This is a genomic window from Archaeoglobus neptunius (assembly GCF_016757965.1).
In the GTDB taxonomy this organism is placed as follows: Archaea; Halobacteriota; Archaeoglobi; order Archaeoglobales; family Archaeoglobaceae; genus Archaeoglobus; species Archaeoglobus neptunius.
Genome location: NZ_JAEKIW010000013.1, coordinates 20,867 through 45,511, shown reverse-complemented (window position 1 = coordinate 45,511; position 24,645 = coordinate 20,867). Strand labels below are relative to the sequence as shown.

Annotated in this window: 33 protein-coding genes; 7 read left to right on the top strand and 26 right to left on the bottom strand. The window is 53.7% G+C overall.

Translation table 11 applies throughout. The features are described from left to right. Positions 1-12 precede the first annotated feature (12 nt). Positions 13-1,059 (bottom strand): tyrosine-type recombinase/integrase, encoded by a 1,047-nt coding sequence (locus JFQ59_RS10550; protein WP_202320400.1) that lies wholly within the window; start codon positions 1,057-1,059, stop codon positions 13-15. A 374-nt stretch (positions 1,060-1,433) separates the two neighbouring features. On the opposite strand from JFQ59_RS10550, the gene vapB reads away from it, so the two are divergent. The 5 genes from vapB (at position 1,434) to cas6 (ending at position 3,669) form a co-directional block, all read left to right on the top strand. Further along, the gene (gene vapB / locus JFQ59_RS10545; protein WP_202320432.1) at positions 1,434-1,655 is read left to right on the top strand and encodes a type II toxin-antitoxin system VapB family antitoxin; all 222 of its coding nucleotides are present in this window, start codon (positions 1,434-1,436) and stop codon (positions 1,653-1,655) included. Then, positions 1,645-2,067: a type II toxin-antitoxin system VapC family toxin gene (locus JFQ59_RS10540; protein WP_202320399.1), complete on the top strand. Its 423-nt coding sequence runs from the start codon at positions 1,645-1,647 to the stop codon at positions 2,065-2,067. Before vapB ends, JFQ59_RS10540 begins: the two co-directional genes overlap by 11 nt. A 93-nt stretch (positions 2,068-2,160) precedes the next feature. After that, positions 2,161-2,493, top strand: coding sequence for an SAM-dependent DNA methyltransferase (locus tag JFQ59_RS10535; RefSeq protein WP_202320398.1), 333 nt, complete (start codon positions 2,161-2,163; stop codon positions 2,491-2,493). Between the two features lie 76 nt (positions 2,494-2,569). Continuing rightward, on the top strand, positions 2,570-2,911 hold the full coding sequence (locus JFQ59_RS10530; RefSeq protein ID WP_202320397.1) for a hypothetical protein: 342 nt from the start codon (positions 2,570-2,572) through the stop codon (positions 2,909-2,911). Positions 2,912-2,925: 14 nt separating this feature from the next. Then, entirely contained in the window at positions 2,926-3,669 is a 744-nt protein-coding gene (gene cas6 / locus JFQ59_RS10525) for a CRISPR-associated endoribonuclease Cas6 (RefSeq protein ID WP_202320396.1), read from the top strand. Between the two features lie 210 nt (positions 3,670-3,879). Here the strand turns inward: cas6 and JFQ59_RS10520 are convergent, their stop codons facing one another. The 5 genes from JFQ59_RS10520 to JFQ59_RS10500 form a co-directional block, all read right to left on the bottom strand. Then, positions 3,880-4,458 (bottom strand): AAA family ATPase, encoded by a 579-nt coding sequence (locus JFQ59_RS10520; protein WP_202320395.1) that lies wholly within the window; start codon positions 4,456-4,458, stop codon positions 3,880-3,882. Positions 4,459-4,611: 153 nt separating this feature from the next. Next, the gene (locus tag JFQ59_RS10515; RefSeq protein ID WP_202320394.1) at positions 4,612-5,508 is read right to left on the bottom strand and encodes a site-specific integrase; all 897 of its coding nucleotides are present in this window, start codon (positions 5,506-5,508) and stop codon (positions 4,612-4,614) included. Positions 5,509-5,593: 85 nt separating this feature from the next. Further along, entirely contained in the window at positions 5,594-6,145 is a 552-nt protein-coding gene (cas4, locus tag JFQ59_RS10510; protein WP_202320393.1) for a CRISPR-associated protein Cas4, read from the bottom strand. Continuing rightward, complete coding sequence (locus JFQ59_RS10505; RefSeq protein WP_202320392.1) at positions 6,133-6,384, bottom strand: hypothetical protein; 252 nt, start codon at positions 6,382-6,384, stop codon at positions 6,133-6,135. Before JFQ59_RS10505 ends, cas4 begins: the two co-directional genes overlap by 13 nt. Before the next feature lie 72 nt (positions 6,385-6,456). Further along, positions 6,457-8,007 carry a hypothetical protein gene (locus JFQ59_RS10500; RefSeq protein WP_202320391.1) on the bottom strand — a complete coding sequence of 517 codons (1,551 nt, stop codon included), beginning with the start codon at positions 8,005-8,007 and terminating at the stop codon, positions 6,457-6,459. Between the two features lie 136 nt (positions 8,008-8,143). On the opposite strand from JFQ59_RS10500, the gene JFQ59_RS10495 reads away from it, so the two are divergent. Both JFQ59_RS10495 and JFQ59_RS10490 read left to right on the top strand, forming a co-directional pair. Continuing rightward, positions 8,144-9,046, top strand: coding sequence for a PAS domain-containing protein (locus tag JFQ59_RS10495; RefSeq protein WP_202320390.1), 903 nt, complete (start codon positions 8,144-8,146; stop codon positions 9,044-9,046). Between the two features lie 86 nt (positions 9,047-9,132). Continuing rightward, a complete protein-coding gene (locus JFQ59_RS10490) occupies positions 9,133-9,852 on the top strand; it encodes a phospholipase C/P1 nuclease family protein (protein WP_202320389.1) in 720 nt (239 codons plus the stop codon). 61 nt (positions 9,853-9,913) lie between these two features. Here the strand turns inward: JFQ59_RS10490 and JFQ59_RS10485 are convergent, their stop codons facing one another. From JFQ59_RS10485 to JFQ59_RS10395, 20 genes are all read right to left on the bottom strand, one after another. After that, positions 9,914-10,405, bottom strand: a complete 492-nt coding sequence (locus JFQ59_RS10485; RefSeq protein ID WP_202320388.1) for a hypothetical protein — start codon at positions 10,403-10,405, stop codon at positions 9,914-9,916. 5 nt (positions 10,406-10,410) lie between these two features. Next, on the bottom strand, positions 10,411-11,406 hold the full coding sequence (locus JFQ59_RS10480) for a hypothetical protein (RefSeq protein WP_202320387.1): 996 nt from the start codon (positions 11,404-11,406) through the stop codon (positions 10,411-10,413). Positions 11,407-11,427: 21 nt separating this feature from the next. Then, positions 11,428-12,540 carry a bifunctional DNA primase/polymerase gene (locus tag JFQ59_RS10475; RefSeq protein ID WP_202320386.1) on the bottom strand — a complete coding sequence of 371 codons (1,113 nt, stop codon included), beginning with the start codon at positions 12,538-12,540 and terminating at the stop codon, positions 11,428-11,430. Between the two features lie 10 nt (positions 12,541-12,550). Further along, positions 12,551-13,009, bottom strand: coding sequence for a hypothetical protein (locus JFQ59_RS10470; RefSeq protein WP_202320385.1), 459 nt, complete (start codon positions 13,007-13,009; stop codon positions 12,551-12,553). A gap of 8 nt (positions 13,010-13,017) precedes the next feature. Continuing rightward, entirely contained in the window at positions 13,018-13,989 is a 972-nt protein-coding gene (locus JFQ59_RS10465) for a transcription initiation factor IIB (protein WP_202320384.1), read from the bottom strand. Beyond that, complete coding sequence (locus JFQ59_RS10460; protein ID WP_202320383.1) at positions 13,986-14,147, bottom strand: hypothetical protein; 162 nt, start codon at positions 14,145-14,147, stop codon at positions 13,986-13,988. Before JFQ59_RS10460 ends, JFQ59_RS10465 begins: the two co-directional genes overlap by 4 nt. A gap of 225 nt (positions 14,148-14,372) precedes the next feature. Continuing rightward, on the bottom strand, positions 14,373-14,507 hold the full coding sequence (locus tag JFQ59_RS12600; RefSeq protein WP_269140586.1) for a hypothetical protein: 135 nt from the start codon (positions 14,505-14,507) through the stop codon (positions 14,373-14,375). Beyond that, positions 14,504-14,677, bottom strand: a complete 174-nt coding sequence (locus JFQ59_RS10455) for a hypothetical protein (protein WP_202320382.1) — start codon at positions 14,675-14,677, stop codon at positions 14,504-14,506. Before JFQ59_RS10455 ends, JFQ59_RS12600 begins: the two co-directional genes overlap by 4 nt. Before the next feature lie 10 nt (positions 14,678-14,687). Further along, the gene (locus tag JFQ59_RS10450) at positions 14,688-15,014 is read right to left on the bottom strand and encodes a hypothetical protein (protein ID WP_202320381.1); all 327 of its coding nucleotides are present in this window, start codon (positions 15,012-15,014) and stop codon (positions 14,688-14,690) included. Continuing rightward, entirely contained in the window at positions 15,011-15,709 is a 699-nt protein-coding gene (locus tag JFQ59_RS10445) for a hypothetical protein (protein WP_202320380.1), read from the bottom strand. Before JFQ59_RS10445 ends, JFQ59_RS10450 begins: the two co-directional genes overlap by 4 nt. 26 nt (positions 15,710-15,735) lie before the next feature. Continuing rightward, positions 15,736-17,226 carry an ATP-binding protein gene (locus tag JFQ59_RS10440; RefSeq protein WP_202320379.1) on the bottom strand — a complete coding sequence of 497 codons (1,491 nt, stop codon included), beginning with the start codon at positions 17,224-17,226 and terminating at the stop codon, positions 15,736-15,738. 54 nt (positions 17,227-17,280) lie between these two features. Then, positions 17,281-18,114, bottom strand: a complete 834-nt coding sequence (locus JFQ59_RS10435; protein ID WP_202320378.1) for a hypothetical protein — start codon at positions 18,112-18,114, stop codon at positions 17,281-17,283. A gap of 107 nt (positions 18,115-18,221) precedes the next feature. Beyond that, positions 18,222-19,262: a zincin-like metallopeptidase domain-containing protein gene (locus JFQ59_RS10430; RefSeq protein WP_202320377.1), complete on the bottom strand. Its 1,041-nt coding sequence runs from the start codon at positions 19,260-19,262 to the stop codon at positions 18,222-18,224. A gap of 40 nt (positions 19,263-19,302) precedes the next feature. Further along, the gene (locus JFQ59_RS10425; RefSeq protein WP_202320376.1) at positions 19,303-19,758 is read right to left on the bottom strand and encodes a hypothetical protein; all 456 of its coding nucleotides are present in this window, start codon (positions 19,756-19,758) and stop codon (positions 19,303-19,305) included. Next, positions 19,755-20,093 carry a hypothetical protein gene (locus JFQ59_RS10420; protein ID WP_202320375.1) on the bottom strand — a complete coding sequence of 113 codons (339 nt, stop codon included), beginning with the start codon at positions 20,091-20,093 and terminating at the stop codon, positions 19,755-19,757. The genes JFQ59_RS10425 and JFQ59_RS10420 overlap by 4 nt, the downstream gene beginning before the upstream one ends. 222 nt (positions 20,094-20,315) lie before the next feature. Then, positions 20,316-20,774: a hypothetical protein gene (locus tag JFQ59_RS10415; RefSeq protein ID WP_202320374.1), complete on the bottom strand. Its 459-nt coding sequence runs from the start codon at positions 20,772-20,774 to the stop codon at positions 20,316-20,318. 1 nt (position 20,775) lies between these two features. After that, complete coding sequence (locus JFQ59_RS10410) at positions 20,776-21,285, bottom strand: hypothetical protein (protein WP_202320373.1); 510 nt, start codon at positions 21,283-21,285, stop codon at positions 20,776-20,778. Next, a complete protein-coding gene (locus JFQ59_RS10405; protein WP_202320372.1) occupies positions 21,285-21,929 on the bottom strand; it encodes a hypothetical protein in 645 nt (214 codons plus the stop codon). Before JFQ59_RS10405 ends, JFQ59_RS10410 begins: the two co-directional genes overlap by 1 nt. Next, a complete protein-coding gene (locus JFQ59_RS10400) occupies positions 21,919-22,173 on the bottom strand; it encodes a hypothetical protein (protein WP_202320371.1) in 255 nt (84 codons plus the stop codon). Before JFQ59_RS10400 ends, JFQ59_RS10405 begins: the two co-directional genes overlap by 11 nt. Positions 22,174-22,481: 308 nt before the next feature. Further along, a complete protein-coding gene (locus tag JFQ59_RS10395; protein ID WP_202320370.1) occupies positions 22,482-24,641 on the bottom strand; it encodes an SNARE domain-containing protein in 2,160 nt (719 codons plus the stop codon). Positions 24,642-24,645: the final 4 nt, after the last annotated feature.

Genomic DNA, 24,645 nt, shown 5'->3' with positions numbered 1-24,645 from the left:
CTTTGCTCCAGATCAGGGTCGCTTCACGATGACCTTCCCGTTCGGCAGCGTCGTGACGTAGACCCAGCCTCTCTCGAGGTACCCGTCCACTTCCTCGCAGCTCACGACCTTCTGCGTTGGTTCTGCCTCCTCCCTTTCCCTCCCCCTTTCCTGCAGGAGCAGTTCGCTGGCCCTCTCGTACTTACTCCTCATGTCCTCCACAAGCTCGGGGGGAAGTTTGTTCTTGTTGGTCGTGTAGACTGCTTCGATGTCCCCCCTGTGACCCATCCAGAACACCCTGTAGTCCCTCGGGATTATCCTCGCACCCTCCGCCATGAGCATGTACGTGTCGAAGAAGTGTCGCAGGGCGTAGGGCCTGAACTCGAACCCGCAGAGCCGTATCACCCTCCTGACGGCCGTGCTTATAGACCCCGTCTTCAGAAATTCGCCGTTCTTACCCTCCACGAGTGGTTCTGCAGGTTCGACGTTTCCCCTCTTCTTCAGGTACCTCTCCACCACCTCGCACGCGCGGTCGTTGAGGAACGTGAAGTACTGGTGCCTCGCCTTGCTCAGCGACGGCCTCACCACCACCCTCGCGGGTGTGACGAGGAACTTCGGGTCGGGATAGAGAGACAGTTCCGGCAGGTCCTCCACCCTCAAACCGTTGCTGCCGTCGTGGTTGCCTATGACCTCCGGCCTCACGCCCGCGTAGGCCATCAGCGCTATCACCACTTTCGTCTTGAGCGGGGCGTAGTCGATGAGCTTCTTCACGTCCTCCGGCTTGGGAACCGCCTCCTCCCTAGCCACCCTGCTCTCGACGTCGAACCTCAGTTTCAGTTTCATCTCGACCCCGTTGAACCTCAGCCAGCTCCTCACCGCGTAGTATACTGCTCTCGCACTGCTGGCAGGGTGTCGCTTCACGAACTCCACGAGCGCCCTCTCCGTCCTCTCGACATCCTCGACCACCTCCCGGGGAGTGATCGACGCGAACTCGCAGAACCTGTCGAGGGCGTTGGAGTACACCTTCGCCGTGGTTAAACTGTGGGACCTCAGGGAGAACACCCACCTCTCAAGGTCCATGCAGACACTCTCCTCGACCGTATTTAAGTTTTCCCGATAGTAGTGTCTGGTAAATTACCCTATTCCGTACTTGAAAATCTGGAAAACGTATTACAAAAATTTGTAACGGATGTAAAAAGGTTCGGAACTCGGCTCTTGGCTTATGTTTTCATCTGGGTCTCTTATCGTATGTGGCAAGTTTTCCATGTTTTTCCGCAACTGCAAGGATCGCCACATCTGTGAACCCCCTCTCGCTCGCGCAATTGGATGAACGAACCCAAAAGGGGCTACCAAACTCATGGATGTGTTGAGAACTGGAATTGATGGCTGAAGCTCCGTGGAGTAGGTGAGAAAGTGGAGAAACGTTTATTTACGGTAAGAGACAACTAAGGTTGATGACGAAAGTCGTATATAGTGTGAGAATACCCGAGGAGATCAAGAAGATGATGGAGGGTGTCGACGTCAACTGGCAGGATGAAATAAGGCGATTCATTGAGAGGAGAGTGCGGGATGAATATGCGAAGAAGTTGCTTATGGAAGGGAGAGAGTTGAGAAACAGGATGAAAAGCAGCGTTTCTGCTGCGAAGCTGATCAGGGAGGATAGAGATGGACGGTAAAGCCGTTCTCGACTCAAGCGTTGTGGTTGCCTTGTTTTTTAGAGAGGACGCGTCCGAGAGGGCTGAGGAAGTCGTTATGAGATTTCCTGAGCGATACACCGTTAGCCAGATTTATTCAGAGGTTGCCAACGCTGCGTGGAAGAGGGTTAGGATTTACGGAGAAGATGCAGCTCTCGTTAGACGAGCTTTAGAAAAGGCTATCGACTTCGTTGATGGAGTCTGCGAGGTCGTCGACGCAAAAAAGGTTCTGAGTGCGGCCTTTGACCTCGCAATCAGTTGCGGTGTGACGGTCTACGACGCTCTCTTTCTTGCTCTCGCAGTCGAACTGGAGGCAAAACTCATCACGCTGGATAGAGAGCTCTGTAAGACGTTGAAGGGCACGAAGTACGAGAAACGGGTGGAGCTCGTGTGAGGTCGGTTGGAAATTCGATGTTTCCAAAGGTGTCGTGAATGGGTAAACAAAAGAAGAAAATAAAAGAAAAAGCGGGTCGAAATAGGGGAGCACATGTTAAAAAATGAGAGGAGTTATTACGTGGAGAACGACGGTCTTTTTCTGGTTATAGACAACATTATCGAGAGGTATACCTTCACACTTAGCGGTAGTAATAGCGATAGTATCAATCCAGATATTTTGGGATATATATTCGAGAAGACCATCAACTTCATCTCGGGAACCGGGACGAACGAACAAAAAATGAAAGGTGCCTACTACACTCCTGACGATGTCGTGAGGTTCATTGTCGATAAAACGCTGACACCTGTGCTTCACAGAAAGATTTTGGAAGGGTTGAAAAAGGCTGGATGGGATGATAAGAATCTCGGGCGTCATAGCATATAGCACTCAATTATAATTCACTCAAAATCACTATTACAAATAGTTGTAATTTATAAACTGTCCTGAAATACATTATCTAATGAGAAAGTGTTGGATCCTTACTATGAAGGAGAGGGAGTTCATCGAGGACTGGTTGAAGGTGGTAGATGGTGAAATGGAGCTGCTCGAATTCTACGCAAAGTGGGGGTCTAAGAAGGGCGAGAGTGGAGTTTACGACGACTATCAGAAAGTCAGGAAGGGGGAGATGTCTCTCGAAGAGTTTAGAGAAAAATGGACGAAGAGGGGCGACTGGAAGGACTACGTCAGGGTGATGAGGCACAGGCTCGAGAGGAAGAGAAAGAACATCAAAAGGATCGTCAGGGAGATCAACGAGGAGCTGAGGTTGCTGAAGGAGTTTCACGAGCTGAGGGAGTTGCCGTGACCGGTGGTGGTGGGATGAGGGTCGACGTCGAGCTCTCCGTGGTTCCGGGGACCGTGATACCGATGGACCACCAGTACCTGCTCGCCTCGTGGATATACCGCACCTTCGAGAGGGTCGACGGGGAGTGGAGCTCCAGACTGCACGGGAGCGGGAGGTACAAGCTGTACACCTTCAGTCAGTTGATGATACCGGGGAGGAGGTTCAGGGTCAGGGGCGACCGCATGGAGGTGCTGGGCGACATGGCGCACCTGCAGTTCTCCACCGCCAGGGAGGACGTGTTCGTCAACTTCGTGAGGGGAGTTCTGGAGGCGGGGGAGGTCGTGGTCGGAAGGGCGAGGTTGCCGGTTTTGCAGGTGTACGTGGTGCGTGAGCCGGAGAGGATCGGGAGGAGGGAGCGGTTCTACACCCTCAGCCCCGTGATCGTCTCGTACACCGCGGGGGGCAGGGAGGTGTGGCTGACGCCGGAGGACGAGGGGTTCGTGGAGCTGGTCTCGAGGAACCTCGAGAACAAGTACAGGGCACTGTACGGTAGGGATCCCGACGGGTGCGTGGAGAGGATAACGCCGCTCAGGGAGCCCAAGAGGAAGCTGAAGAGGGTCGGCAACGCGATGCACAGGTGCGTCGAGATGTACTTCGAGGTGGAGGGGGACGAGGAGCTGATCAGGCTGGGGTACCAGGTGGGGTTCGGCAGACGCAACAGCATGGGCTTCGGGATGGTCAAGCGCGTCGTCGACCGGGCCGGTCGGAAAAGTTTATAAGGGAGAAGGTCAAGGAATGACGTCAAGTCCTCCCAGTTGGGATTGAAAGAAAGAAGTAGTAATATAAAATCGAAAAATTAAGTCCCTCCCCGACGTGGGTTCTCTTCGTTTCCATTTTTCGTGGTTTCAGTCACTTCAACTGTTCCAAGGAAAAGCCAGATTGCGGACGACGGAGTCAGGTGTGTCTGAAGAGGTGGCGGACTTCCGTGACTACGCGTGGAAGTCTTCTCGTCTGAGAGCGTGCTCCAGTACTGGATCCACGATCCTGTACTGAACGTTTCTCCCCTCCACTGTTTTCTCGATGTAGGTGGCCTTGAGGAGGGTGTTGAGGAGTCTCGACAAGGACATGTCGGGTATCTCTCTCCTCTCGCTCCTTTCCAGAGCTCTCTTTATGTCCGACCACCTGTTCTTTCCGCTCGCGATGGCCTTTGCGACCTCGGCGAGTCTCCGGTCTGCGGGAGCGTGTTTTTCGAGGAACGACTTGAACTCGTCCAGTGCGAGCTCCCCCGCCTCTTCCAGTACTTCGTCGACTGACTTCGTCGTCGCCTCTCCGGTCTGCACGCTCTTCCAGCCGAAGTTCACGAGCCAGCCGACTACCCCGTCCAACCTCTCCACGGCGTACTCGATCACCTCTCTCTGCACCTCCATGTTCACTTGCTCGAAACCTTTCGTCAGAAAGGCCACGCTCTCCGAGTGGCTGAACCTGTTCAGCTTTATCTCGTGGAAGTACCTGCCGTAGAGGGGGGCACGCGCGTCGTTCGTTCCTAAAAAGTCGTAGAGTAGTCCCACCTCCGACCCGCTCAGGATCACCCTGAGGTCCTCGGGTCGAAGTACATACTATCACCGTGATAGTTTACTATCACCGTGTGAGTAAATAAACCTTTCCGACGAACGCTGGTGTCTCGCGGAGAGAAGCTTGGGCAGGATACCGTAAGGGTGGGGTCAACTTTGTGCGGTTTCGAGGTACAGCCTGGCCATGTAGTCGAACTTGCTCCTCATGTCTTCGATGACGTCAAAGGACAAATCCATCTTCTCGTGTCCCATCCAACATGAGCCGTACTCTCTCGGGACGAGGCGCGAACTCACCGCTCTTAGTAACTGCGACTCAAAGTAGTGGCGGAGGGCGTTTGGGGGGAAGGTGAAACCTGCGAGTCTTATGGCGTCAGACGCGAGCTTACTGGCGTATGCGGCATTGACGAACCTTCTTTTCCGCTTCACTACGAGGGGGGAACTCTCGTTTAGCGCTTCTCCGTCGCTCTTTCTGATCCGGAGGTAAGACAGGATGTAGCCGCACGTTTGTCGACTTGCGAATGTTGTGTACTCTCCTCTTTTGCTGAGCTCGTCTCTCACGACGATCTGTGCCGGAACCCTCTCGAACCTCGTTCTTTCTATGTCGAGATCTGGGATGTCGCCGAGCCTCAATCCATCTGTACCGTCGACATTGCAGATTGACGTTATCGCGAGTCCGGAAAATGCCATCAGGGAGAGTATCACTTTCGTCCTGGTGGGAGCGGCGGCGAGTACTTTTTTAACAATCTCTCTCGTTGGAGTGGTCTCGTTATCGCGAGTCCGGATCCTGGCGTAAACGGGCCTGCCGTTGAACTTCAACCAGTTCTTCACGGCGAAAACTACGGGGCGGATGCTGCCTTCCTTACCCCCGTTTCTATTGACGAAGTCCGTGAGGAGGGACACGACATCGCTGTCATCCATGGTGAGCAGCTCTCTGGGAGTTACGCGACACTCGCTGCAGAACCTGTTCAGTGCGCGAAGGTACGTCCTCGCCGTGGAGGGGGAGCGGTGTTTGAGGTAGAGGTACCAGTTATCGAGTTCTGGGAGCATCACTTGAAATCTACTCGAAAAGTAAAAGTGTGTTACGTGGTCGACTTCCCTGTTTGTACACTCATCTGTCTAAGTGTATATACAGTTAGGTGTTTATACGCTTACGCGATGTTGGACAACGATAAGCCATCGAGCAGTTCTCGCACTTTCTCTTGTTCCTCGTGGGCCTGACGTTTCCAGTTCTTAGAGCCAGTCTCATCTCGTCGAGTGTGTTTATCAGTTCTGTTTTCAGGCGTTCGTCGAAGAGTATCTTAAATGGTTCCCCGTCCGCGTATTGGATGTAGCCGTGTGGAACTCTCCTTCCGGTCACCTCTTCGATTAGTGCACAGTACGCCGCGAGTTGCATGACGTGTCCGGGGTACGGGCTCGCCGGTCTTTTGGAACTCTTCAGTTCGACCGGGACGTAGTGTCCCTTTTCTAGGACAATTCTGTCGGGTTTACCCTTGAGCATTAGCTTGCGTGAGAAGAGGACATCGCTGGGTAAACCGCCTACGCCGCTTTTTCTGACGACGAACTTCGAAAGATCCATGTACACAATGTTGGCAGTGCTACTGTTCTCGGCAGATTTTTTCAGGTGGTGGGCGTATGCAATTAGTAGTACTCCTCCGACGGTGGCTAGGACGATCAGGTAGTCCATAGTCGCACCAGCAGAAAGATTAGGGCGAGTACGAGAAGGGCCACGCCGGCGTAGTACACTTTTTTTGCGGATTCGAGGTTTCGGCGAGCCTTCAGAATTTTTCTCTGTTCTTCTCCGTGGTGTAGTATCCCCCTACCGATGTTCGTGGATTTTGGCGTCACGCCGCTTCTGTGCATGTACCACGCCACGGGGCAGTAAATGTACTCTTCCAACTCGGACGCGCTAATGACCTCTTTCATCTCGTACCTTACATATCACGGCTTCTTATAAAAGTACTTTCTCACCGTCTCCGACTTCGGGAGAAAAAAGGATTAGGGTGGGGTGACGTATTCCACGTCGTCTTTCTCGAAGGCTATCCAGCAGTGGCCCAGGTCTGTCAACCACACGGTCGTGGGTACGACGATGGAGTTGAGGCACGGATATGGTACTCCCCTCGCCCTCTCGGTGAGTTTTTTGACTTTTATCCACTCCACACCTTCGACCGTTCTCTTTTCGACTATGTAGCCTTTATCGAGCTGTGACAGTATGCTCTCCTCTACAGGTGAGAGAGCTTCGCCGTATTCTGTTTTCTCCACCACTCTGTTCAGGAACTTTTCAAGGCTCTCCTCGTTGATTTCTGGTAAAGGCACGAAATCGACTGCCGACACCATGGCTCCACAGTCACACGTGGAAGGATACGTCTCATCGCTCTGGCTGGAAAGAAGATACGTCTCTTCTTCTCCACAAAACGGACATTTCAGGGTCGCTTCATGTAGTTCTGCAGGTTCTAATGTTATAAATCCGTCGTCGGTAATGGAAATGTCGAGGAGTGGGTCGAGGAGAAAGAAGGGGCTGTCTGGGGGAAGATCACCGAGTTGTACGGGCAGCACCATCTTTTCTCCCTGCGGGATGAACAGTTCTGACGCAATCTCGATAGCTACCCCCGGTACGAGATTCGAAGGGTCTTCGACCTCTTTACCGTCAACCAGGACGGAGAGTTGGGAGTCTTTCAGCCTGTGGAAAACTGCCTTGATTTTGCTCACTATTAGAGGAGAAGCGGATTCCGCAATGAGGAGTCTCTCTTTGTCGAAGTTTTTTCTGTAAAAGACGACACACAACTCTCGATGGAGCGGTTTCTCTCTTTTGGTGAAGTAAACTGCCCCATCGTAGAGGGAATCGTCGGGGTAGTTGAGGTGGCAGTTCTCCGGTGTTTTTCCGGTAAGAGCACCCGTATGGAGCGGGCTGTCGCCCTTTGCCGGCAATGTGAGCGGCCCATCTGTCCCCGCCTCGGGCGTATGGAGCACGTCGATGAGTCTCTCTTCGAAACTCTTCGGAACGCCTTCCAGTTTAGCGGCTGAGTACTCTACAACTCCTGCTTTTACTCTCTTCCCTCTTACGCCAAAGTCTGCTATCCCGGTAACCGAGAAGTTCAGTCCGTCAGACACATCGACAGACACGTTGACTCCGCACTCGCAGATGTCGGGATAGATCACCCCGGACTGTGAGAGTGCGTACTCTCCTTCCGCTCCGCAGAACGGGCAAGTTAGGCGAACACGCTCAATTTTCTCTTCAGCGTGGAGCCAGAGGTGCGAGCCTAAGGGAGTGTACTCGTAGGAAACGAAGGGTCTGAGTTTTGGCAGTAGGTAGAAAAACTCCGACCTCATGTCGGGGGTGAGCTCCATTACTACCCGCGATACGTCTGGGGCGTTTCTGAAGTTTGGGGACTCCAGCTCGATTTTACTGCCCACATAGATTTCATCTGTTTTTGCCGGTCTGCCGTCTTCGAGAATCCTTACTCCCAGCTTCCTGAAGATCTTGTCTCTGTCCCTTAGGAAGTTTATGAGAACCTCGTCGGCGTTGTTGGAGAGCAGCAGCTTTCCCATGATCTTTTTCCGGACGCGTGAATATATTAGCGTTGCCGCTAGGGCCACCGTTGAGAGGAGGACTTATATGGAAAGGAGGTTCATAAGTACATGTCGAAGGTAAGTTCTGCGTGGCTGAGACGCTCTCGTAGGTGAGGTGGTTAAACTGGAAGACGAACTCCGCACGTTCTTGAAGGCGGTGAACACCGTCGTGAGGAGGTACACAGCCATCTTCGAGAACGCGCCAGTTTCCATCCTCGTCGTCCGTGCAGACGGGACGGTTGAAGACGCCAATCCGGCGGCGGTAGCGAAGATAGGTACCAACCCGATTGGAAAGTCAGTCTTCGAGCTGTTTGACGAGAGTGTCGCCCAGGAGAGGATGGGCAGAATAACGCGTGCAATTGAGGGGGGAGAATCAATTGCGGTGAGGGAGAGTAGGGACCACATTCACTTTCACACGGTCTACTGTCCTCTTCGAGAGGGAGATGAGGTTAAGTGTCTCGTCGTGGCCGTCGACATCTCTTCTGAAGTCTGGACGCAACGGCTGTGTGAGACCATCAAGGATGTGGGGAGGGTGATTCTGAGGGCTCCGTCCGTGGGAGAAATTGTAAAGGGTGTTGGGGAGACTCTACTGGCCGTGGATGACTTTAGGTGTGTGGAAGTGTGTATAAGGGGTGTGAGACACTCGGCAGGGGAGCCGGACAATTCTGGCGATGTCGTGAGGCTGCCGCTGGTGGTGGGTGGCAGGGAGATAGGGTACATTGAGATCCACGCGGCGCGGGTGCTGTCGGAGAAGGAGAGAAAGCTGCTGGATGCACTCGCACAGGACGTATCTTTTGCAGTCAGGCTAGTGGAGATTCAGGGGCAGCTAAATAAAAATTTGGAGAAAATCGTCAGGCTGATAGACGGGATAAGGAACCCTCTGACCGCCATCGTCCTGACAGGTGAACTTAAGCTCTCGCCGGAGTGGGACGCCGTCGTAAAGGAGCAAGTGGGGAAGATAGTAGGGGTTCTTGAGCTGTTAGACGATGCGTGGGAAGAGACGGAGAAAATTCGATGAGTACGGGGAAGAGGTGAGTTGCCGCCTCTGGTTCGGCCGCGATCCAGTTCACAATACTTATATGTGAAAGAGTCGAAGAGAAAAACGTGGAGCCGGACGACCACCTTCGGATTACGCTGGCGGTCGTGCAGAATATGGTTCAGTGTGGCGCCAACCTGCCGCAGGAGTTTCTTGCGGGGCTCGAGGACGGTATACTCGACCCTTTTAATGAGACGCCCCTCGACCCCCTCGGCCACCACGACTACTCCAAGAACGCCATAAGGAAGTACGTTGCCAGGGCGAGGGAGTGTAACAGGAAGGGAGAACTTTACAGCGCGGGCTACAATGCTGGTAGGGCTATCCACTACTTGCAGGACAGGAGCTTTGGCGGCCTCGTGTTGCATCTTGGAGGCAGACACTACAAGAAAGAACTGGAGTTCTCCTTCGAACCTATTGCCGATCCTCAGATCCACGATGGATTGGTGGACTCTACGAACGACTGGAGTAGAGTAGATTGGGTCATCGACAATGCGGAGATGAGTTACACGTTGGAGGGTATAATGAAGAAGGCCTGTTACGTTACGGCTTTCGTCCTTAACTCAGTGTTGACACCTGATCCACCTGAGAACGTTAGTAAGAGGAAGAGAAGGCTCGCAAAACTCAGGCTCGTCGCCACAGTGGCTTTAGGTGCCGTTGCCACGACACTCGTGGCCTGGTTTTATCCTATTCACGGTTACAAGGTTCTCGGACTCCTCTTTGCCTGGTTGCCGGCGAGGGCGGCGTACGTGAATTACTCGTGCGTGCGTAGGTGGTACTCGAAACGGTAGAGAGACACACCTCGGCGAGATGATAAACAAAAAAAACAACCGTGGAGTGGTTGAGAAGACCTTATGCCGTTTGCTCGGCCATCTCGATCTCTCTTACGTGTTCTTCCATTCTTTTTGCGAAGTTTTCGTCCTTTGCGTTGTTCAGGAGTTTCTTGACCCTCCTCACGGCGTCCCTGACCCATAATCTTCTCGTCGTCTCGTCCGCTTTTCCTATCTTTTCAACGCGGACCGTGGTGAAGGTCTCGTTTACGACTCTGAGTTTTCCGCTTATCGCTACGAGGCTGAACTCTTCTGCGAGTTCGGCCGCTTTTTGTTGGAGCTCCGGTGTTTTGTTCGAGATCCAGACGGACATTCCTCCTGTCGGATCCGCGAGTCTCAGTCTTATCGTTTCTCCGTTGTCGCGGCACTCGAGGATCGTTGCCACGAGGAACACCCTGTTCACTTCGTCCCCCAGGGGCGTAATTGCGAACTTCGTCCCGTCCTTTTCGACCTGTTCGTGGGTGTTGAGGATCTCTGTTATGAACAGCCTCTTTGCGGTTTGTCTCTTCGGCATTTTTGTCACCTCTCCTCTGTGATTTGTTTCTCTTCGTCCTCGAGAATGCTGATTAGTTCGTCGGTCGGGGAGTCGGTGTCGTTCAGGAGGTCCGTGAAGTCGATCACCTCTTCTTCTATCTCGTACTCCTGCGTCTCTGTGGGTTCGTCCTTGACGAACTCGAACTCGTCGACGAGTATCGTGTCCCTTATCTTCCTGCCTTTTACGGTGATGTATTTCCCGAACAGGGCTTCGTCTATCCTCTCCCTCACCACGTCGAGGTTCAGCTCCGCTTTTGCCATCTGAAGCGCCTCCTTTTTGCTTATTCCGGTGAGTTTCTCGACGAGCTCGTCGTTGAACAGTGCGCTGATGCACCTCTCCCCGTCGTCGAGTGTGAGTCTGACTTTGTACGTGATGGTAGGCTTAATTTTGCCGTGCTCGGGACAGCTCTTTTTCGGGGCGTGCCTTCCGCACTTGGGGCATGTGGGGATGAGTCCGCTGTTTCTGGAGGTGTCGACGATCACTCCCGTGAACTCCGTTTTGTTGTCCGGTAGTTTTATCTTCACGTCCACTTCTTCCGTGTTCGTCGTCTCGAGTATCTGGAGCTCTTTTCGCCCTCTGAACTCGACGACCCTCGCTCCCTCAATTCTGTAACATTTGTTGTTCTCGAGTGAAACTTTGTTGTTTCTGGACCACCAGACCACCCTGCACATTCCGGTCTCGTCACCGACGAGTGCCGCTGATGGTCTCCTACCGTCACCTTCGTACACTTTGACCACTCTTACCGTGACGTTGGCGAGCTCGCCCTCGTGCAGAGTTTCGAGGCCGTCCAGTTTTGTGTCGATCGGTTTGACGCTCGTTTCTCTGTCCTTCAGGATCTGGTTGACTATTGCCTTTACCGCTTCTTTCTCTGGGACTTTGTACTCCGCGATGAGCAGGGTCAGTTTGGATTTGACCTCCTCCTCGTTTACCTCGTACTTCTTACACATTTCTCTGGCGATACTTTCTATTCTTTCTTTCATGATCTGCTCACCTCACCGGGGCTATGCGGGCTGAGGGACCGGCGTTCTGACCGTCGTCGCAATCTTCCTGCGTCTGTTGTAGTCGATGAACCTCTGGGTGGTATCGTAGTTGTAGTCGCTGGCGAACCGGAAGATTGCGTGTATCTCCTCGTCGCTGTACCCCTCCTCGATGAGCAGGTTGACGAGGTACACCCTCGCGATGTGCTCCAGTCCTCCCGGGTTTCTGTGTTCTTTGTAGTACTCTGATCTGGAGTGTATTCTTGCGATGGCGGGATCTCGGGTCAGTTGTCCGTACTGTTGCATTGCGAGGATGTACTCTGCGATTCTCTTTCTTCTGAAGAACGGGCTCGTCTCGCCGTATTTCGTGGTTGCCTCGTCCGTGGGTGGGGAGCCCGAAACTTGGACTGGACCGTTCGTTGCGTTCCCCCCCTGCTCCAGTTCTTCTGCGGCGAGCTCGTCTATGACCGTGAGGTCGTAGTCCCAGTCTGCGTAGTTCGGCTCTTCGAACTCGGAGACGTTTGCCTTCGACTGCCTTATCACTTCCTCCACGGTCATGCTCAGCAGCTTCTTCGGGTGTACCAGCACCGTCTTCAGGTTGGTTTTGGAGTTGATCGTGTGTGGGAGCCTGCACAGTCTGGCCCTCTCGAAGACCGAGGGGTCTGCGTGCTGCAGGGAGTACTTGGCTACGACGTGTGCTCCGAACCTTTTCAGTGATGAAGGTATTTTCAGCTTCACCGGTTCGAACGTGATGTGCACGTGGAACCCCTTTGCGCCGCTGAACATGACCAGAGGGACGATGGAGGTGTTCAGGAGCTTCCTTACGAGTTTCTTCGTTTCGGCGAGCGAAACGCGTAGGTCGTCGCTGTCGATGTCTATGAAGAGCCGGTCGATGATTGCGGCGTCCCTGTCCCACATCCTTCCGTTCTCGAAACTGCCGTCGAAGCTGTAAACCGTGACGAAGCGGTCTTTCGCGTTTTGTTCGTTTTCCAGCGCGAAGGACGTCAGTTCTTCGACGTTCGTGACGTAGAGGTTTCTCACGAAACCTCTTGGGAGTTTTTTCCCCACTTCCCTCGGGAACCTGTCGTGCGTGAACACCTCCATCACGGAGAGGACGTCTTCACTCACGTTTGACACGTTTGACACCTCACCGGGGGATCGGTGTCTCCGCGAGGGGTGTTCTGACGTTCTGGTCACCGATCCTGCTGCAGAACTGGTACCACTTTTCGAGGCTTTCTCTCCTTCTGGTGAGGTAATTGGGAGCGATGCCGTCCATCTCTGCCTTAATTTTTGCGAGCGTGGTGAGTTCCGCTTCGGTGAAGTGTTCTGCTGACGTCTTGATGGCGTTCGTCGTGGTGCTGTCGACGAGTTTTCGGGGTAGCAGGCTGGTTCCGATGGCCCTGAGGAGTTTGAGGTCTTCTTCCAGTGCTTTCGAGAACACGACGTCGTTTTTGATCTTGAACACGTAGTTGAGCTCCAGTCGATCGGCGAACAGGTAGAAGAGACTCTGAAGGTAGGTCGTGTCTATTCGTTTGCGGAGGTTGATTTTGAGTTCGCCCAGGACTTCGGCGACCACGAAGGGGTCGCGGATGATGGTCAGCTTCATGCTACCCCTCATCGGGAGTAGAGTAGCAGGTTCATGTTCAGTTTGTCGATTATCTCCTTGTAGCGGTTTCTGATGGTTACCTCGGTCACTCCTACCTTCTCGGCGATCTCTCTCTGGGTTCTCGCGTTCTTCGTCAGGTGGGACGCTATGTATATCACCGCCGCGACCAGACTCCGTGGGTCTCTGCCCGTCGACAGGTTGTTTTCTATCACCTCGCCTAGGAGTCTCTCTGCCTCGTCTCTCGTCTTGGTGTCTAGCTCTAGGGCGAAGGAGTACCTCCTGACGAGGTCCCACGGGTCGGTCGGGTTGGCGTTTATGTTGAGCTCCCGTACGATTGCCCTGTAGGCTCTGCCGATGTTCCTCTTCTTGGCGTGGGAGAGTTTCACCACTTCGTTGAGCGTCCTTGGTAGGCCGGCCTCTCTCACCGCCGCGTACACCGACGCCGCTGCGAGGGCGTCACAGTGTCTGCCTTTCGTCAGTTTCAGTGTCCACGCTTTTTTGTATATCGTGGCGGCTCTCTCTTTTATGCTCGGAGGGAGGCCGAGGGAAGACACCAGCCTGTCTATTTCGGTCATGGCTGCGACGAGGTTTCTGTCTGCCGAACCGCGTATTTTCTGTTTCTTGTGGGCGTTCCTGATTCTCGTGGCCAGTGCCTTTGCGTTCTCGTCGAGTCTTTTGCCGGTACCGTCTTTGTTGCTGTATCCGATCTCCGTGGAGAGTCCCCTGTCGTGGAGTGCGTGACTGATCGCCGGGCCGGTCCTCACTCTCCTGATGTGTGCGGACTCGTAGAATGACCACTCGGGTCCCGGGTCGATGTACATCTCGTCCACGACGAGACCGCAGTCTTGGCAGTACTTCTCGCCCCTCCTGAAGTCCATTATCAGCCTAGAACCGCCGCACTCTGGACACATGTCTGGAACGGTTTCTGTTTCGGTGTTCCTTTCAATTTCGATCACTCTCTCCCGCTCCGTTTCCATCATTTTTGACACCTCGCCGGGGTGCTGGTGTCGTTGTAGAGCCTGGAGGCGTAGACGTTCGGCGGGTGTTTGAGGGCCAGGGTGGGCAGTACTATCTGCGGGGGGATGTTCTCACTTTTCAGTTTTGAGATGGTCTTGAGAGGGATGAACAGGTTACCCATATCTAAATCACCTCCTGTCGTTAACTCCGTCACGATGCCACGGCGAGAACAGGGTGCACTTATCTCGTGTGCGGAGTCAGTTTTTGACGCAGAACAGTCAACCGCCGTCGCCGGGTTCGGTTAGAGTAGCTGGTGGTTTGAGATATAAAAGGATTACTATTTTTTTAGCTTTTAAAAAAGTAATTACAGTTTTTTAAGTCTTACAGGGCCATGGCCGACTGGGGCTTACCCACATGGGCTGCGGAGTTCGGTCGTCACTTCGAGGGTGTCTTCGCGCTCAAGTTCGTCGAGCAGGTTCTCGAGTCGTTCCGCGTGAGCGGTGAGCAGCAGCTTTCCGTTCGAGATGTAGGCGTTGATCACGCTGACACCTCTGTCTCGTCGTCTCGCGCCTTCTTTCTGACGTGTGCCGCGACCTCGAACTTCGAGAGGGCTTGCAGGAGTTTTCTGGCTTCGAACTCGCAGCTGTCACCTGCGTAGCCTGCGAAGTCGGCGTGGATCTTTCCGTTCCGGATCCTAATCCTTACGGTCACGGGCGTCACCTCACTCGATGTCGAGTGCGATGCCCTCGCTGCCTATCCTCACGCTTACGCTCTTACCAATTGCGTTTGCGACCTTCACGAGTTCTGACGCCACCACGGCGTCCCTCACGATGTCGAGCGTCTTTTGTAGTTCGCTCCTCGTCACGTAGTCGCTGTCGGCGGTTGCCACGATCTCTCCGTCTCTCGCGTACACGGTTATGTTGTTGACGACGATGTTTCTGTCCGTAACCTCGACCCTGTATCGCTGCTTCAGGATTTTTGCCGCCTCCTTCAGCATCTGCGGCGTGCAGTTTCGGACTTTTACGCTGGCTGACACGACGACGCTCACCTCTCACCACCTCCACTGGGGATAGTGGGAGTGAGTCGTCGTTTACTGGCGTCTCGCTCCATCGCTTTTTTCAAAGCTCTCACCCTTGGAGATATCGTCGGTGCGTGGCCGAGTGCTTTTCTGACCTCTTTTACGTCGAAGCCGAGCTCTGCGATGATCTCTGGCCTCTTTCGTAGGAGTTCCAAGACTATCTGTGTAGCGAGGCTGTCGGCTCTCGTGGTGTTCACTCTCACGTCGCCGAACCTTCTGGCGAAGAAGTAGATGGTCCTTACCGGGTCGTACCTGCTTGGCAGCGTTCCGTGGTTTATGATCTCCGCTTCGGCTTCGGCGAGTTGTTCTTTGTCGGGTTTTACGAGTTTCTGTAGGTTTTTAGTTCTTATCCTGAAGTTTCCGTGCTCCTCTTCGTGCTCACCGTACTCCACGACGAACCACCCCTCGTACTCGGCGTATGTCCTCCTTCTGCTGCCGTAGGAGATGTTTACGTGTACTAAACTCCCCAGCGGAGCCGTGGTGTACGTTCTCTCTCCGACGGACGCCACCTTTTTGCCTGCTACGAGGTACGTTCTGTCTTTGTACTCTCTCTCGCGAAGGGAGGTGTACACCACCAGCTCTCCGTGTCTGAATCGGTCGGGACCGTCGTAGCTGTACTCGAAACCGATCGGGACCGTGGTGTTTTTCTCGACGGACCACATCATGTTACCACCGCCGGGGAAGGGTGGCGTCATCGCTGGTTTCTGAGCAGACTCAGGTCGTTGCAGAACCTGCTGGCGAGGTGCCGGTACTCTTTGATCTGCCTCTCCCTCGCTGCCATGTCTATCCTGAACGTTTCGAGCGCCTCCTCGAAGTCGTCCCAGCAGACCTTCTCGGCATTTCTGCGGAAAGCCACGCGTGCGGCCCTTATCACCAGTTCCTCGAGTTCTGCCCCGCTAAAACCTTCCGTCCTCTCTGCCAGCTCCGTTAGCTCCACGTCCTCGTCGAGCGGTACCTTCCTCGCGACGCTCGTGTGCACCTCCAGTATGCTCTTCCTCGCCTCGGCGTCTGGGTGCAGCACGGGTATCATGTAGTCGAACCTGCCGACCCTCACGAAGGCGTCGTCGAGATCCTGTGGGCGGTTCGTTGCCGCGACTACTATCGTCTTCCTCTCCTGCTCACCCAGCCACTCCAGCAGTATCGAGAAGGTTCTCCTCGTCGTCTCGTGTTCACCCGTCTGTCCTCTTTTCCCGAACCTGTCGATCTCGTCGACGAACAGCACGGCCGGTGCGACCTCTTCCGCGAACTTCAGGGTCCTGGCCATCGACCTCTCCGTCTCTCCGTACCACCTGCTGACGATGTTCTCGGTTTTGAGCCTCAGAAAGGGCAGGTTTAGCTCTCTTGCCATTGCTTTTGCGAAGAGCGTCTTTCCCGTACCGCCGGGACCGAAGAAGAGTATACCTCTCGGTGGTCTCAGTGCCAGCGTTTCCGCCCTCTCCCTCTCCTCGAAGACCCTCACGATGTTCTGTTTTAGGAAAAGTTTGATTTCGTCGTACCCGCCGACCCTCTCGAATCCGAACTTTGGTTCCTCGATTTCCAGGAGTCGAGTCTTCTTTGCGACCTCCACCTTGACCGCCGTGATGTGCGAGGCGGTGATTTTTCTGCGGATCGCTACGGATTCCACCAGTGCCGCCTCGAATTCGTGTAGCGTTAGTCCTGCTCCGGCTGCCACGGTCTGCTCGTCCCATTCGACGCCGAGGTCGTTTGCTATCTCCTCGCAGAGTGCCCGCCTCTCCTCCTCAGTGGACAGGGGTACGTCGATCACTATGGCGTTTCGCGTCACGTCTTCGGTCAGCTCCGTGAATCCGAACACCACTACCAGCGAGTCGCTCTCGTATATCTCGTAGTCGAAGGCCCAGTCCTTCAGGAAGGCGTTGAGCACGTCGCTCCTCGTTGCGGGTAGTATCACGAGAGCCGTGTGCTCGCTCTTTCTGAAAGTGCTGTCCGCGTATCTTAGAGCCTCTTCCAGACCCATCGGACCCCCGAACTCTGACCTGATCTCCCTGTCCTTCTTGGCGTTTTTGACGCTGAAGAGTCCACGGACGCTCCAGAGAGATGTGTTGTAGCCTGCGCTTTCAAGGGTTCTCAGGAGTTGTTCGAGTCTTTTTGGGTCGTCGCTTGGTACGATCGCTACCGTGCTCACCTGGGCGCTTCTCTTTCTCAGGAGCGTTCTCGTCCACATGTTCTCTCCTCCGGTAGGGGAGGGGGAGTAGGTGGTGGACGATGCACACGCCACTCACCTCGCGGTGAGCTTCTTTACGAGGGCTCTCGCCCTCGCGTTACTCATTTGGTCGGTTACTTTGCCGTAGAACCTTTCGAGCATGGCGTCCATCTTGTACTCCATGTCTTTCGGGATATCGATTCCGTATTCGCTACAGATCGTTTTGACGTTTTCTACCTCTTCCGCTACGGCTTTTCTCACGCTCGGCAGGTTGGATATTCTCTTGAAGTTCTTGAACTTCTTCGCGAGATTTTCCAGTCTCTCCTCGACATCTTTCTCAACCTTTTTTCTTATCTCCTCTGCGGTCTTTCTGATCTCGGCCTTCAGCTTCTCGTCGGCGACCCTCGCTATCGTACTCTCGTCGATGCGCAGCGGTAGGATGTTTACCGTTATCCCTTCCACTATCTTGATGGGCTTCACTTCAGTCTCTCTCTCTGCGAGGTACTCCTTTACTCTCTCCGTGTACTCTGGGTACAGCTTTACTCTCTCGTTATCTATTTTGGGTAACTTTCCGTGTATCAGAAAGTCGTTGAGCATCTGCTCGTATGTGTCGTATTCTTCTCTCACCCTGTCGATATCTCTCAGGAACTTTTTGAGGCCGCTCTCGCTCATCAGGTACCATGATGGGTCTACCCTTACCCCGTACTTCGTTGCTGCAGTCCTCGCCTTCTCGTTCAGCCTGTGGAGTTTGTTGAGGAAGTAGCCACGTACTAGGCGTATCTCCTCTCCTCCTGCCAGATACTCGTCGATGTACTTTGGTAGCGATTTCGATATTCTGCGCTCGCTTGGTAGGTGCATAGTTACGAGGTACATGTTCTGTTCTGCAAACGCCCGCGTTTTCACTTTCATGTGTTCTCACCTCGGTGGTATGCTTTCGTTCAGTAGGTCTATGTAGTACGCTATGGTGCTCCTGTCGATTTTACACTCTAACACGATCCTGCGGACTTCGACCTTCATCACACCACCACGCGGGCTGGCGGTGTGGTGGCACTCACGCTCTCGTTCAAGTTTGTCGTGTGATGGTCTCTCCTCGTCCTCTCCACCACGTATCCCACCACTCTCTCCACCCTGTTCAGTAGTCTGTATACCGTCTGAGGACTCACGTTCTGCAGGTAGTACTTCACGTGCTTTACGTTCGCCTTGTATCCCAGCAGGTACGCTATCACCGCTGCCGACAGCTCCGCCACCACTTCCCTCTCTTCCTTACTGCCATTCAGCTCGTGCAGCTTGTCGTCCACCGCGTGAGCGAGTTCGTGCAGGAACACCAGTAGGTCTGGAGATGCGAGGACAATCTCCTTGCGGTGTGGAGAATACCACCCGTAGTACCTGCCGTCGAATGGCGTTGCCCTGACTTTCAGCCCGAGCTCCTCCACTATCTCATGAAACTCGCAGGGTATCTTCAGTTGTTCTTGCAGTTTGTCCTCTTCCAGTGGTTCGCCCTCCGTGTCCTCCTTCCTGAACACCGGCGCCGCTTTGAATCTCACGAGCTTCTCCACGTAAAATACCTCTACCTCTTTCAGTTTTAGAATCTCATCTGCAACCCAGCACTGCCCGCAGTGCCCTCGTACCTCTGAACCCTCGACGACACACCTCTTCCTGCAGTGCTCCTCCCTCAGCTCCTCTATTTTCTCCGTCACTTCCTTTCTCTTCACTGGCACCTTCTTGAACACTGGCACGAGGATGTGGAACGCCTTCGCTCCCTTCTTCACTCTCCTCCCAACCTGCTGCCACTGCCTGAATCCTCTTGCATCAGTTGTGCCGTGGGCGAACATGAGCATTCGGTTGAAGAAACTCCAGTTGTCCGAGGGCTTGTTGCCGTTCACTCTGAAAACCGCCAAGGCCACGTACTCCAGCTTCTCTCTCTCGATGAGGTCGAGGACTGTGTTTATCGCGTTTCTGACCTTCTCTCTCCTCGATTTACCATTGTTGGTTTTTAGTTTACTGTTAACAGTTAGTTGACAGTTTTTGGTTGACCGGTTTCCACTATCGGCGGACATAGACACCACCTCGTGGGGGGTGAGGTGGAGACTGGTCTCGTCATCTCCAGACCACGGCGTAGACTCCCGTCCTGTTTACCCACTGTAGTCCTCTTACGTACACTCTGTCTCCTCTGTCGTCGTCGACTTGCGTGTATATCTCTACCTCTCGTTCGCTCAGGCTTTTTTTCAGGCAGTCGGCGAAAGTCTTGGCGAGTTCCAAGTCGTCGAAGGTTTCGAAACTCACTCCGTGCAGAGAATCGTGGGCGGTTATGACTTCGGGGAAGACCTCGCCGCTTCTGGGAGCGTCTTTTTCCGCATTCTCGTAGTGAGTTTTCAGTTTCGTGGCCAGTGTAGCGTCTGTCAGAAAGCGTGTAACCTCCTTTAAGTGGGCTTTTGGCAGGAATATTTCGGAATGTGAGCCGGAGAAAGTGCACTCGGTGGCAATACAGACGCCGCCGTCGTAGGCCGTTAGGGTGTATTTTCTTACTCCATCGCAGAATTTTACCTGCTTCATGGTAGCACGCCCTTAAGAGCTTTCGTCGTCAGCTCTTCCTTGAACTTTCTGCAAGCGAAGGGCTTGTACTTCCTGTACTCTTTACTGTGGGGAGAGTAGTGGTTCTGACATCGCCTGCATAGCTCTTCGAGTATCAGCCCCAGCCCTTTCTTGTGGACGTCTATCCTGTCGTAAAAGGCGTCTATGAACTTTCTGGCCTCTTCGATGTTGCCGAACCAGAACGTGTCGCAGCCCTGCCCGTTGCCGAGGTATACCTGCTTTCCGTACGCACTCAGGTCCCTGCTAATCGGGACGCCTCTGTGTGGCTTGTAGTTGCGGATTTTACTTATGCCCATACCAACCACCTCCTCGTCGGTGGGGACAGGAGAGAGGAGCAAGTGGAAGAGTAAGTCTGCGTTGTCACCTCAATTTGTGTGTGGATGTGCGTGAAGCGCGTTACTTTTATTGTTTCTTGTGGAAAAAAATGGTTACGTGGTCGGTCAAAACATTGTGTTTGCAGTGAAAATACCGTTATGACTGCTGTAGCTAGAGACCGTTAGTGTTCTAGCTTTGTGAGTTTACTGTACGTAACCTCCGCAGTTTAGGCAGATTCTGGCGATCCCTTCTTCCTCGACGAACTCGTGGACCTGTTTTTCGAAGCACATGCACTCCTTTCCGTATCTTGGCAACCTTTTGATGCCCCTCCTGAGCTCGTCTTCTAGCTCTCCAATTGCTCTGGCAACCTCACTTGGAGTGAGGCAGTGGTGTATCTTGGAAAGTCGAGGTACAACTATGAACCGCTCTGAAAAACACTTGAAGCACTCGACGTAAAGAGTGGCCGGTTCTGGTGGTTCGTATCTGCTACCAGGGTGTCCTTCGTCGAACCATATCACTGCTACCGGGAGGCGGTGGTGGTCGACATCGTAAACGACGTAAGGGACGTTCTCGCCACAGTTGAAGCACGTCTCAGTCTCGAGGGAGTCTTCCAGCTTCGGTCTGCTGGTCGGTTCCCCTTCTGTGTCCTTATCCGAGGACATATCAGCACCTCGTGGGGGAAGTGGTGTTGGCTTGAGAGCTGGACGGCTCTTTCAGTAGTTCTTCTGCCAGCTCCTTGACATGTGGTTTTTTCGCTGTCAACTTTCTCAAAAGTAAGTCGTTCGTCACATCGTCGATAGGAGTGTATATGAACGGTCCGTCCCACGAGTGGGAGATGTCTACTTTTCTCGGATTTCTACCGTTCTTCAGGGCGAAGTACGTGAGGACTCTCGAGTAGCGGGGGTAGTCGTGGAACTCGAACTCGCTCTCCGTATCTTCGCCTTCGAAGTACATTTTTTCGAGGTGTGTGGCAATCTTTTGCATGAGCTCGTAGGTGCTGTCGTCGACCTCTACTGCGACGATAGTCCCGCCGCACTCGGGGCACTCTATTTTGAGAGGGGCGCTTTCAGTGGCGTATTCATCGTCGCCGAAGCCGTCTCGGATTTTCTGGTACGTCATCGTCTTTGCGTATCCGAAAAAGAAGCAATTCGTGCAGAAGTACGCGTCGGGCATTAGTCCTCACCTCTTTTTAGGCAACTCTTTACGGTATCGATCACTTCGTCGAACTTGTCGCTGCGTATGACGTCTATGAGGGCGAGAGGTACTTCCTTTCGCTTGACCGTGTACCCCTCGGGGTAACTGCGCACCTCCTCGTAGATCACTTTCACGGTGCCGTTCGTCGTCTTGGCAACCATCATCCCGACTGCAAAGCCGGGAAAGCCGAGACCGAACGCGAGTCCGCCCGCTCCTGCTTCCTTGCTAAACTCTTTGTAGTACAGCACTTCCTCCACGTCTGCCAGCGCTTCTGGGTCTCCGAGGTCTGCCCCCTCGTCGAGTTTTATCGCCGCCTCCAAGAGACCGTTTCTAGTGTGATGCCTCAGCTTGGAGATCACGTCCTCGCCCTGTGTCACGAAGTAGAACTTGTACGTCTTGCCTGAGGAAAGGAACAAGGTGTTGCTCACGATACGCTCGATTCTCTGGTGCGCTCTCAGTATGTTTTTCGTGGTAGTATCGTTTCGGGCTACTTTTTCGAGAGACTCCTGTTTCACGACGAGGTAGTAGCCTAGCTCGTCCTCCAGGATGAATGCGTCGTCGAATCGTTTCACGATTGCGACGACCCTGAACTCTCCCACCGTGTCTCCGACCTCAACTTTCACTTTTTTCACCTCTTTTGATGTGGAGCTGTTTTCTGACCTTGTTTACCGAGTGCCAGATGGCCTTCGTAAAGTCCTCGAAGGACTTCGACTTTGCTGCAACCAGATCGTCGCTTACTCCGAATTTCACCGCCGAATTTTTGGCTGGCGGGAGCGGTACTGGTAGTGCTGGTCTAGCCCTGTCTTCCATCTCGAAATCCACGGTGTAGACAATTGTAGATCTGTCGGTTCTACACTTATACGACATTCTCGATACCTTCATCACCGGGGACATGGGAGGGTGCTCGGTATCCGCTGGCTTTTGTAGTCTCTCGTGCTCTCGCGCTCAGTTTGTAGGCTATGTGTGAGAACGGGGGTGGGCCTACTCGAGAATGTCTATCTTCTTAATTTTGTGGCCGTTAATCAGCATTGCCTCTCCGTCGTCCATGTCCAGCAGCAAAAAGTAGTCTGGAGCTGCGAAAGCTACGGTGACGACCGACGGGAAGCTCGTCGAAGCCTTGGAGGGAGACCTCGTTGAACATTTGCGTGTGTAGGTGAGACATCTCTCTCCGGTGACTACAGGAAAGAGAGAGCGAGTTCCTTCGCTCTTGCCGTATCTCTCGTGTACTTGCTCACGACCTTCTTCACATCTTCTGGCAGAGCCTCAACGTCTTTTGCTAAGTGGTCCATTCCAGCGAAGATCGCCGACCCCTCGTACTTGAGGTATAGCTGGAGGTCGCGCAGGTCCCTCAGCTTCTCCGATGTGGCTATCATCTCAGGGGGGAGGAGGGGGTTTATGACTGGCAGACCGTTTGTGGTCTCTGCCAGTCCCGTCAACTTTTCTGACACCTGACCGAGCCTCAGTATTCCTACGGACTCCGCTATACTCCTTATCTTCTCTTTCTCTGCTTCTGTTATCTCCCGAATCGACAGGCCCTTCTCTATGCCGCTGACCTCTTCGAGTAGCCTTACCAAGTGTTTGTAGGACGGGTTGAGTATTGGCGCTATTTCCGAGTTTATGATTATCCGAAGCAGGTCTGCTGCCTCCTCGTTTAAGAAGTGTCTTACTTTCGACCAGGCTTTCGTTCGGTCTACGAACGTTTTGATGGATATTCCTCGCCAGTTACAGAACGGGAGCACAGCGTAAACTCTCGCGATTTTGTTCAGGTACGGTAGCAGTTCGGTTCTGTTGTCAGAGATCAGGTAGTATTTTTTTGAGTCGGGGAGTTCAGAGAGAGTGTACACTTTCTTCCCGTCGGTCACCAGGGTGAGTTTTTTCGTCATCTTCGTGTAGTCTTCGTAGCTTACGAGGAGCTCGCCGAGAATCGCCTTCAGCTCTTTCAGTTTTTTGTTTCTCTTGATTATCACCACCGTTGGTGGGAAAGACTCGTCTTTCAGGGACGTTATTTTGTCCGTGTACACCACGAGTGTTCTCGTAGTCAGGGCGAAGTGTGCGAGGCCGTGGAGGTCGTAGTATTTCGCCTTTTCTAGGCCGGTGAATTTGGGGGCGTAGGTGGCTATGAGGTTGGGTTTTCGTACGCTGACTTCTTTCACACCCATTTTTTCCAGAAAACGGATCAGCCTTGGATCGTCCACATATACTACCGTTCTCTTCTCCGTCGACAGTACCCTGCACTCTGGAGCAGTGAGCCTCTTTCTGACGTAGCCGTTGTTGTTCACGTTCAGGATGTGGACGAGCGGTGCACGGCCGTTGCTGAGAGACAATCTCTCTCTAGCGTATCCGTAGTACGTGACCTCCGTGAGGAGTATTTCGATCGCCTCGAGCATCTCTGCGTAGTGCGGAACGAGCACCTCTGCCATCGAAGTGAACTTGGGGTTCTCCTTCACGGTTCGCGTTAGTCTGTCTAAAGTCTCCCTGACGCGCGTCAGCCTGCTCTCGGTGAGCCGCGTCAGTTCCTTCAGCCAGTCTTTCGAGAGTTCCAACTCTTCGATTATGTCCTTCGCGTCTGCGATGATGGATAGCGCTCTCAGGTCTGTGCAGTCTGGCGTCACGATGTTTGGCAGCCTCACCTCCACGCCGTGGATCGTTATGACGTCTACCTGCCCTTCCACCTTGGCGACGAGCCTGCTGGGCAGTGGACTGAAGGACAGGGACACGCCGTTGACGACGACATCGCCGTGAGAACATCCTTCGAACTTCTCTATCGTGACTCCCTGGCTCTGCCAAATCACTTTGCCACTCTTGCCCTCTGACGGAAACTCTCTTTTCCTCATTTCTTTGTCGGTGTACATCTCTACGGTGGTTGGGACCTTCACTTCCCTGAGTCCCTCGTTGAGCTTTGAGTAGTCCCACCACGGGGAGAGGTTTGGTTTGTGGATTTCGATGCTCGTCTTGCTGGGATGTGAGTTCGCGGTGTCCGTGATCGCCGCTCCCTCGCCGTCTATCACGGCCACGTACTGGGGAGTTGCGACTCTGATTTTGGCCCCCCTCGCGACCTCTGCGAGAAAGATTTTTCCGAGTTCGTTGGACTCGAGAGGATATAGAGGTCCTTTGCCCTCTCTGTATCCGAGCCACGTCTCCACACAGTCGAGGGGGAGACTGTAGGGTGTCTCGAGCGTGTACTTTCCTTCGCGGAGGGTGATCCTCACCTCCTCTGCACCGCTGACCGTGAGCCCGTATACGAGAATTTTGAGAATGGAGTTGGCGCTGACGCGGTACTTTTCCAGCTCGGAGAAGGTGGTGACGTCGTACTTCCACTTCAGTTTACTCGTCACGAAA

Coding starts and splice junctions, on each gene's coding strand:
- JFQ59_RS10550 (WP_202320400.1), bottom strand. CDS start 1,059: ATGGACCTTGAGAGGTGGGTGTTCTCCCTGAGGTCCCACAGTTTAACC.
- vapB (WP_202320432.1), top strand. CDS start 1,434: ATGACGAAAGTCGTATATAGTGTGAGAATACCCGAGGAGATCAAGAAG.
- JFQ59_RS10540 (WP_202320399.1), top strand. CDS start 1,645: ATGGACGGTAAAGCCGTTCTCGACTCAAGCGTTGTGGTTGCCTTGTTT.
- JFQ59_RS10535 (WP_202320398.1), top strand. CDS start 2,161: ATGTTAAAAAATGAGAGGAGTTATTACGTGGAGAACGACGGTCTTTTT.
- JFQ59_RS10530 (WP_202320397.1), top strand. CDS start 2,570: ATGAGAAAGTGTTGGATCCTTACTATGAAGGAGAGGGAGTTCATCGAG.
- cas6 (WP_202320396.1), top strand. CDS start 2,926: ATGAGGGTCGACGTCGAGCTCTCCGTGGTTCCGGGGACCGTGATACCG.
- JFQ59_RS10515 (WP_202320394.1), bottom strand. CDS start 5,508: ATGCTCCCAGAACTCGATAACTGGTACCTCTACCTCAAACACCGCTCC.
- cas4 (WP_202320393.1), bottom strand. CDS start 6,145: ATGGACTACCTGATCGTCCTAGCCACCGTCGGAGGAGTACTACTAATT.
- JFQ59_RS10505 (WP_202320392.1), bottom strand. CDS start 6,384: ATGAAAGAGGTCATTAGCGCGTCCGAGTTGGAAGAGTACATTTACTGC.
- JFQ59_RS10500 (WP_202320391.1), bottom strand. CDS start 8,007: ATGGGAAAGCTGCTGCTCTCCAACAACGCCGACGAGGTTCTCATAAAC.
- JFQ59_RS10485 (WP_202320388.1), bottom strand. CDS start 10,405: ATGCCGAAGAGACAAACCGCAAAGAGGCTGTTCATAACAGAGATCCTC.
- JFQ59_RS10480 (WP_202320387.1), bottom strand. CDS start 11,406: ATGAAAGAAAGAATAGAAAGTATCGCCAGAGAAATGTGTAAGAAGTAC.
- JFQ59_RS10470 (WP_202320385.1), bottom strand. CDS start 13,009: ATGAAGCTGACCATCATCCGCGACCCCTTCGTGGTCGCCGAAGTCCTG.
- JFQ59_RS10465 (WP_202320384.1), bottom strand. CDS start 13,989: ATGATGGAAACGGAGCGGGAGAGAGTGATCGAAATTGAAAGGAACACC.
- JFQ59_RS10460 (WP_202320383.1), bottom strand. CDS start 14,147: ATGGGTAACCTGTTCATCCCTCTCAAGACCATCTCAAAACTGAAAAGT.
- JFQ59_RS10445 (WP_202320380.1), bottom strand. CDS start 15,709: ATGATGTGGTCCGTCGAGAAAAACACCACGGTCCCGATCGGTTTCGAG.
- JFQ59_RS10440 (WP_202320379.1), bottom strand. CDS start 17,226: ATGTGGACGAGAACGCTCCTGAGAAAGAGAAGCGCCCAGGTGAGCACG.
- JFQ59_RS10435 (WP_202320378.1), bottom strand. CDS start 18,114: ATGAAAGTGAAAACGCGGGCGTTTGCAGAACAGAACATGTACCTCGTA.
- JFQ59_RS10430 (WP_202320377.1), bottom strand. CDS start 19,262: ATGTCCGCCGATAGTGGAAACCGGTCAACCAAAAACTGTCAACTAACT.
- JFQ59_RS10425 (WP_202320376.1), bottom strand. CDS start 19,758: ATGAAGCAGGTAAAATTCTGCGATGGAGTAAGAAAATACACCCTAACG.
- JFQ59_RS10420 (WP_202320375.1), bottom strand. CDS start 20,093: ATGGGCATAAGTAAAATCCGCAACTACAAGCCACACAGAGGCGTCCCG.
- JFQ59_RS10415 (WP_202320374.1), bottom strand. CDS start 20,774: ATGTCCTCGGATAAGGACACAGAAGGGGAACCGACCAGCAGACCGAAG.
- JFQ59_RS10410 (WP_202320373.1), bottom strand. CDS start 21,285: ATGCCCGACGCGTACTTCTGCACGAATTGCTTCTTTTTCGGATACGCA.
- JFQ59_RS10400 (WP_202320371.1), bottom strand. CDS start 22,173: ATGTCGTATAAGTGTAGAACCGACAGATCTACAATTGTCTACACCGTG.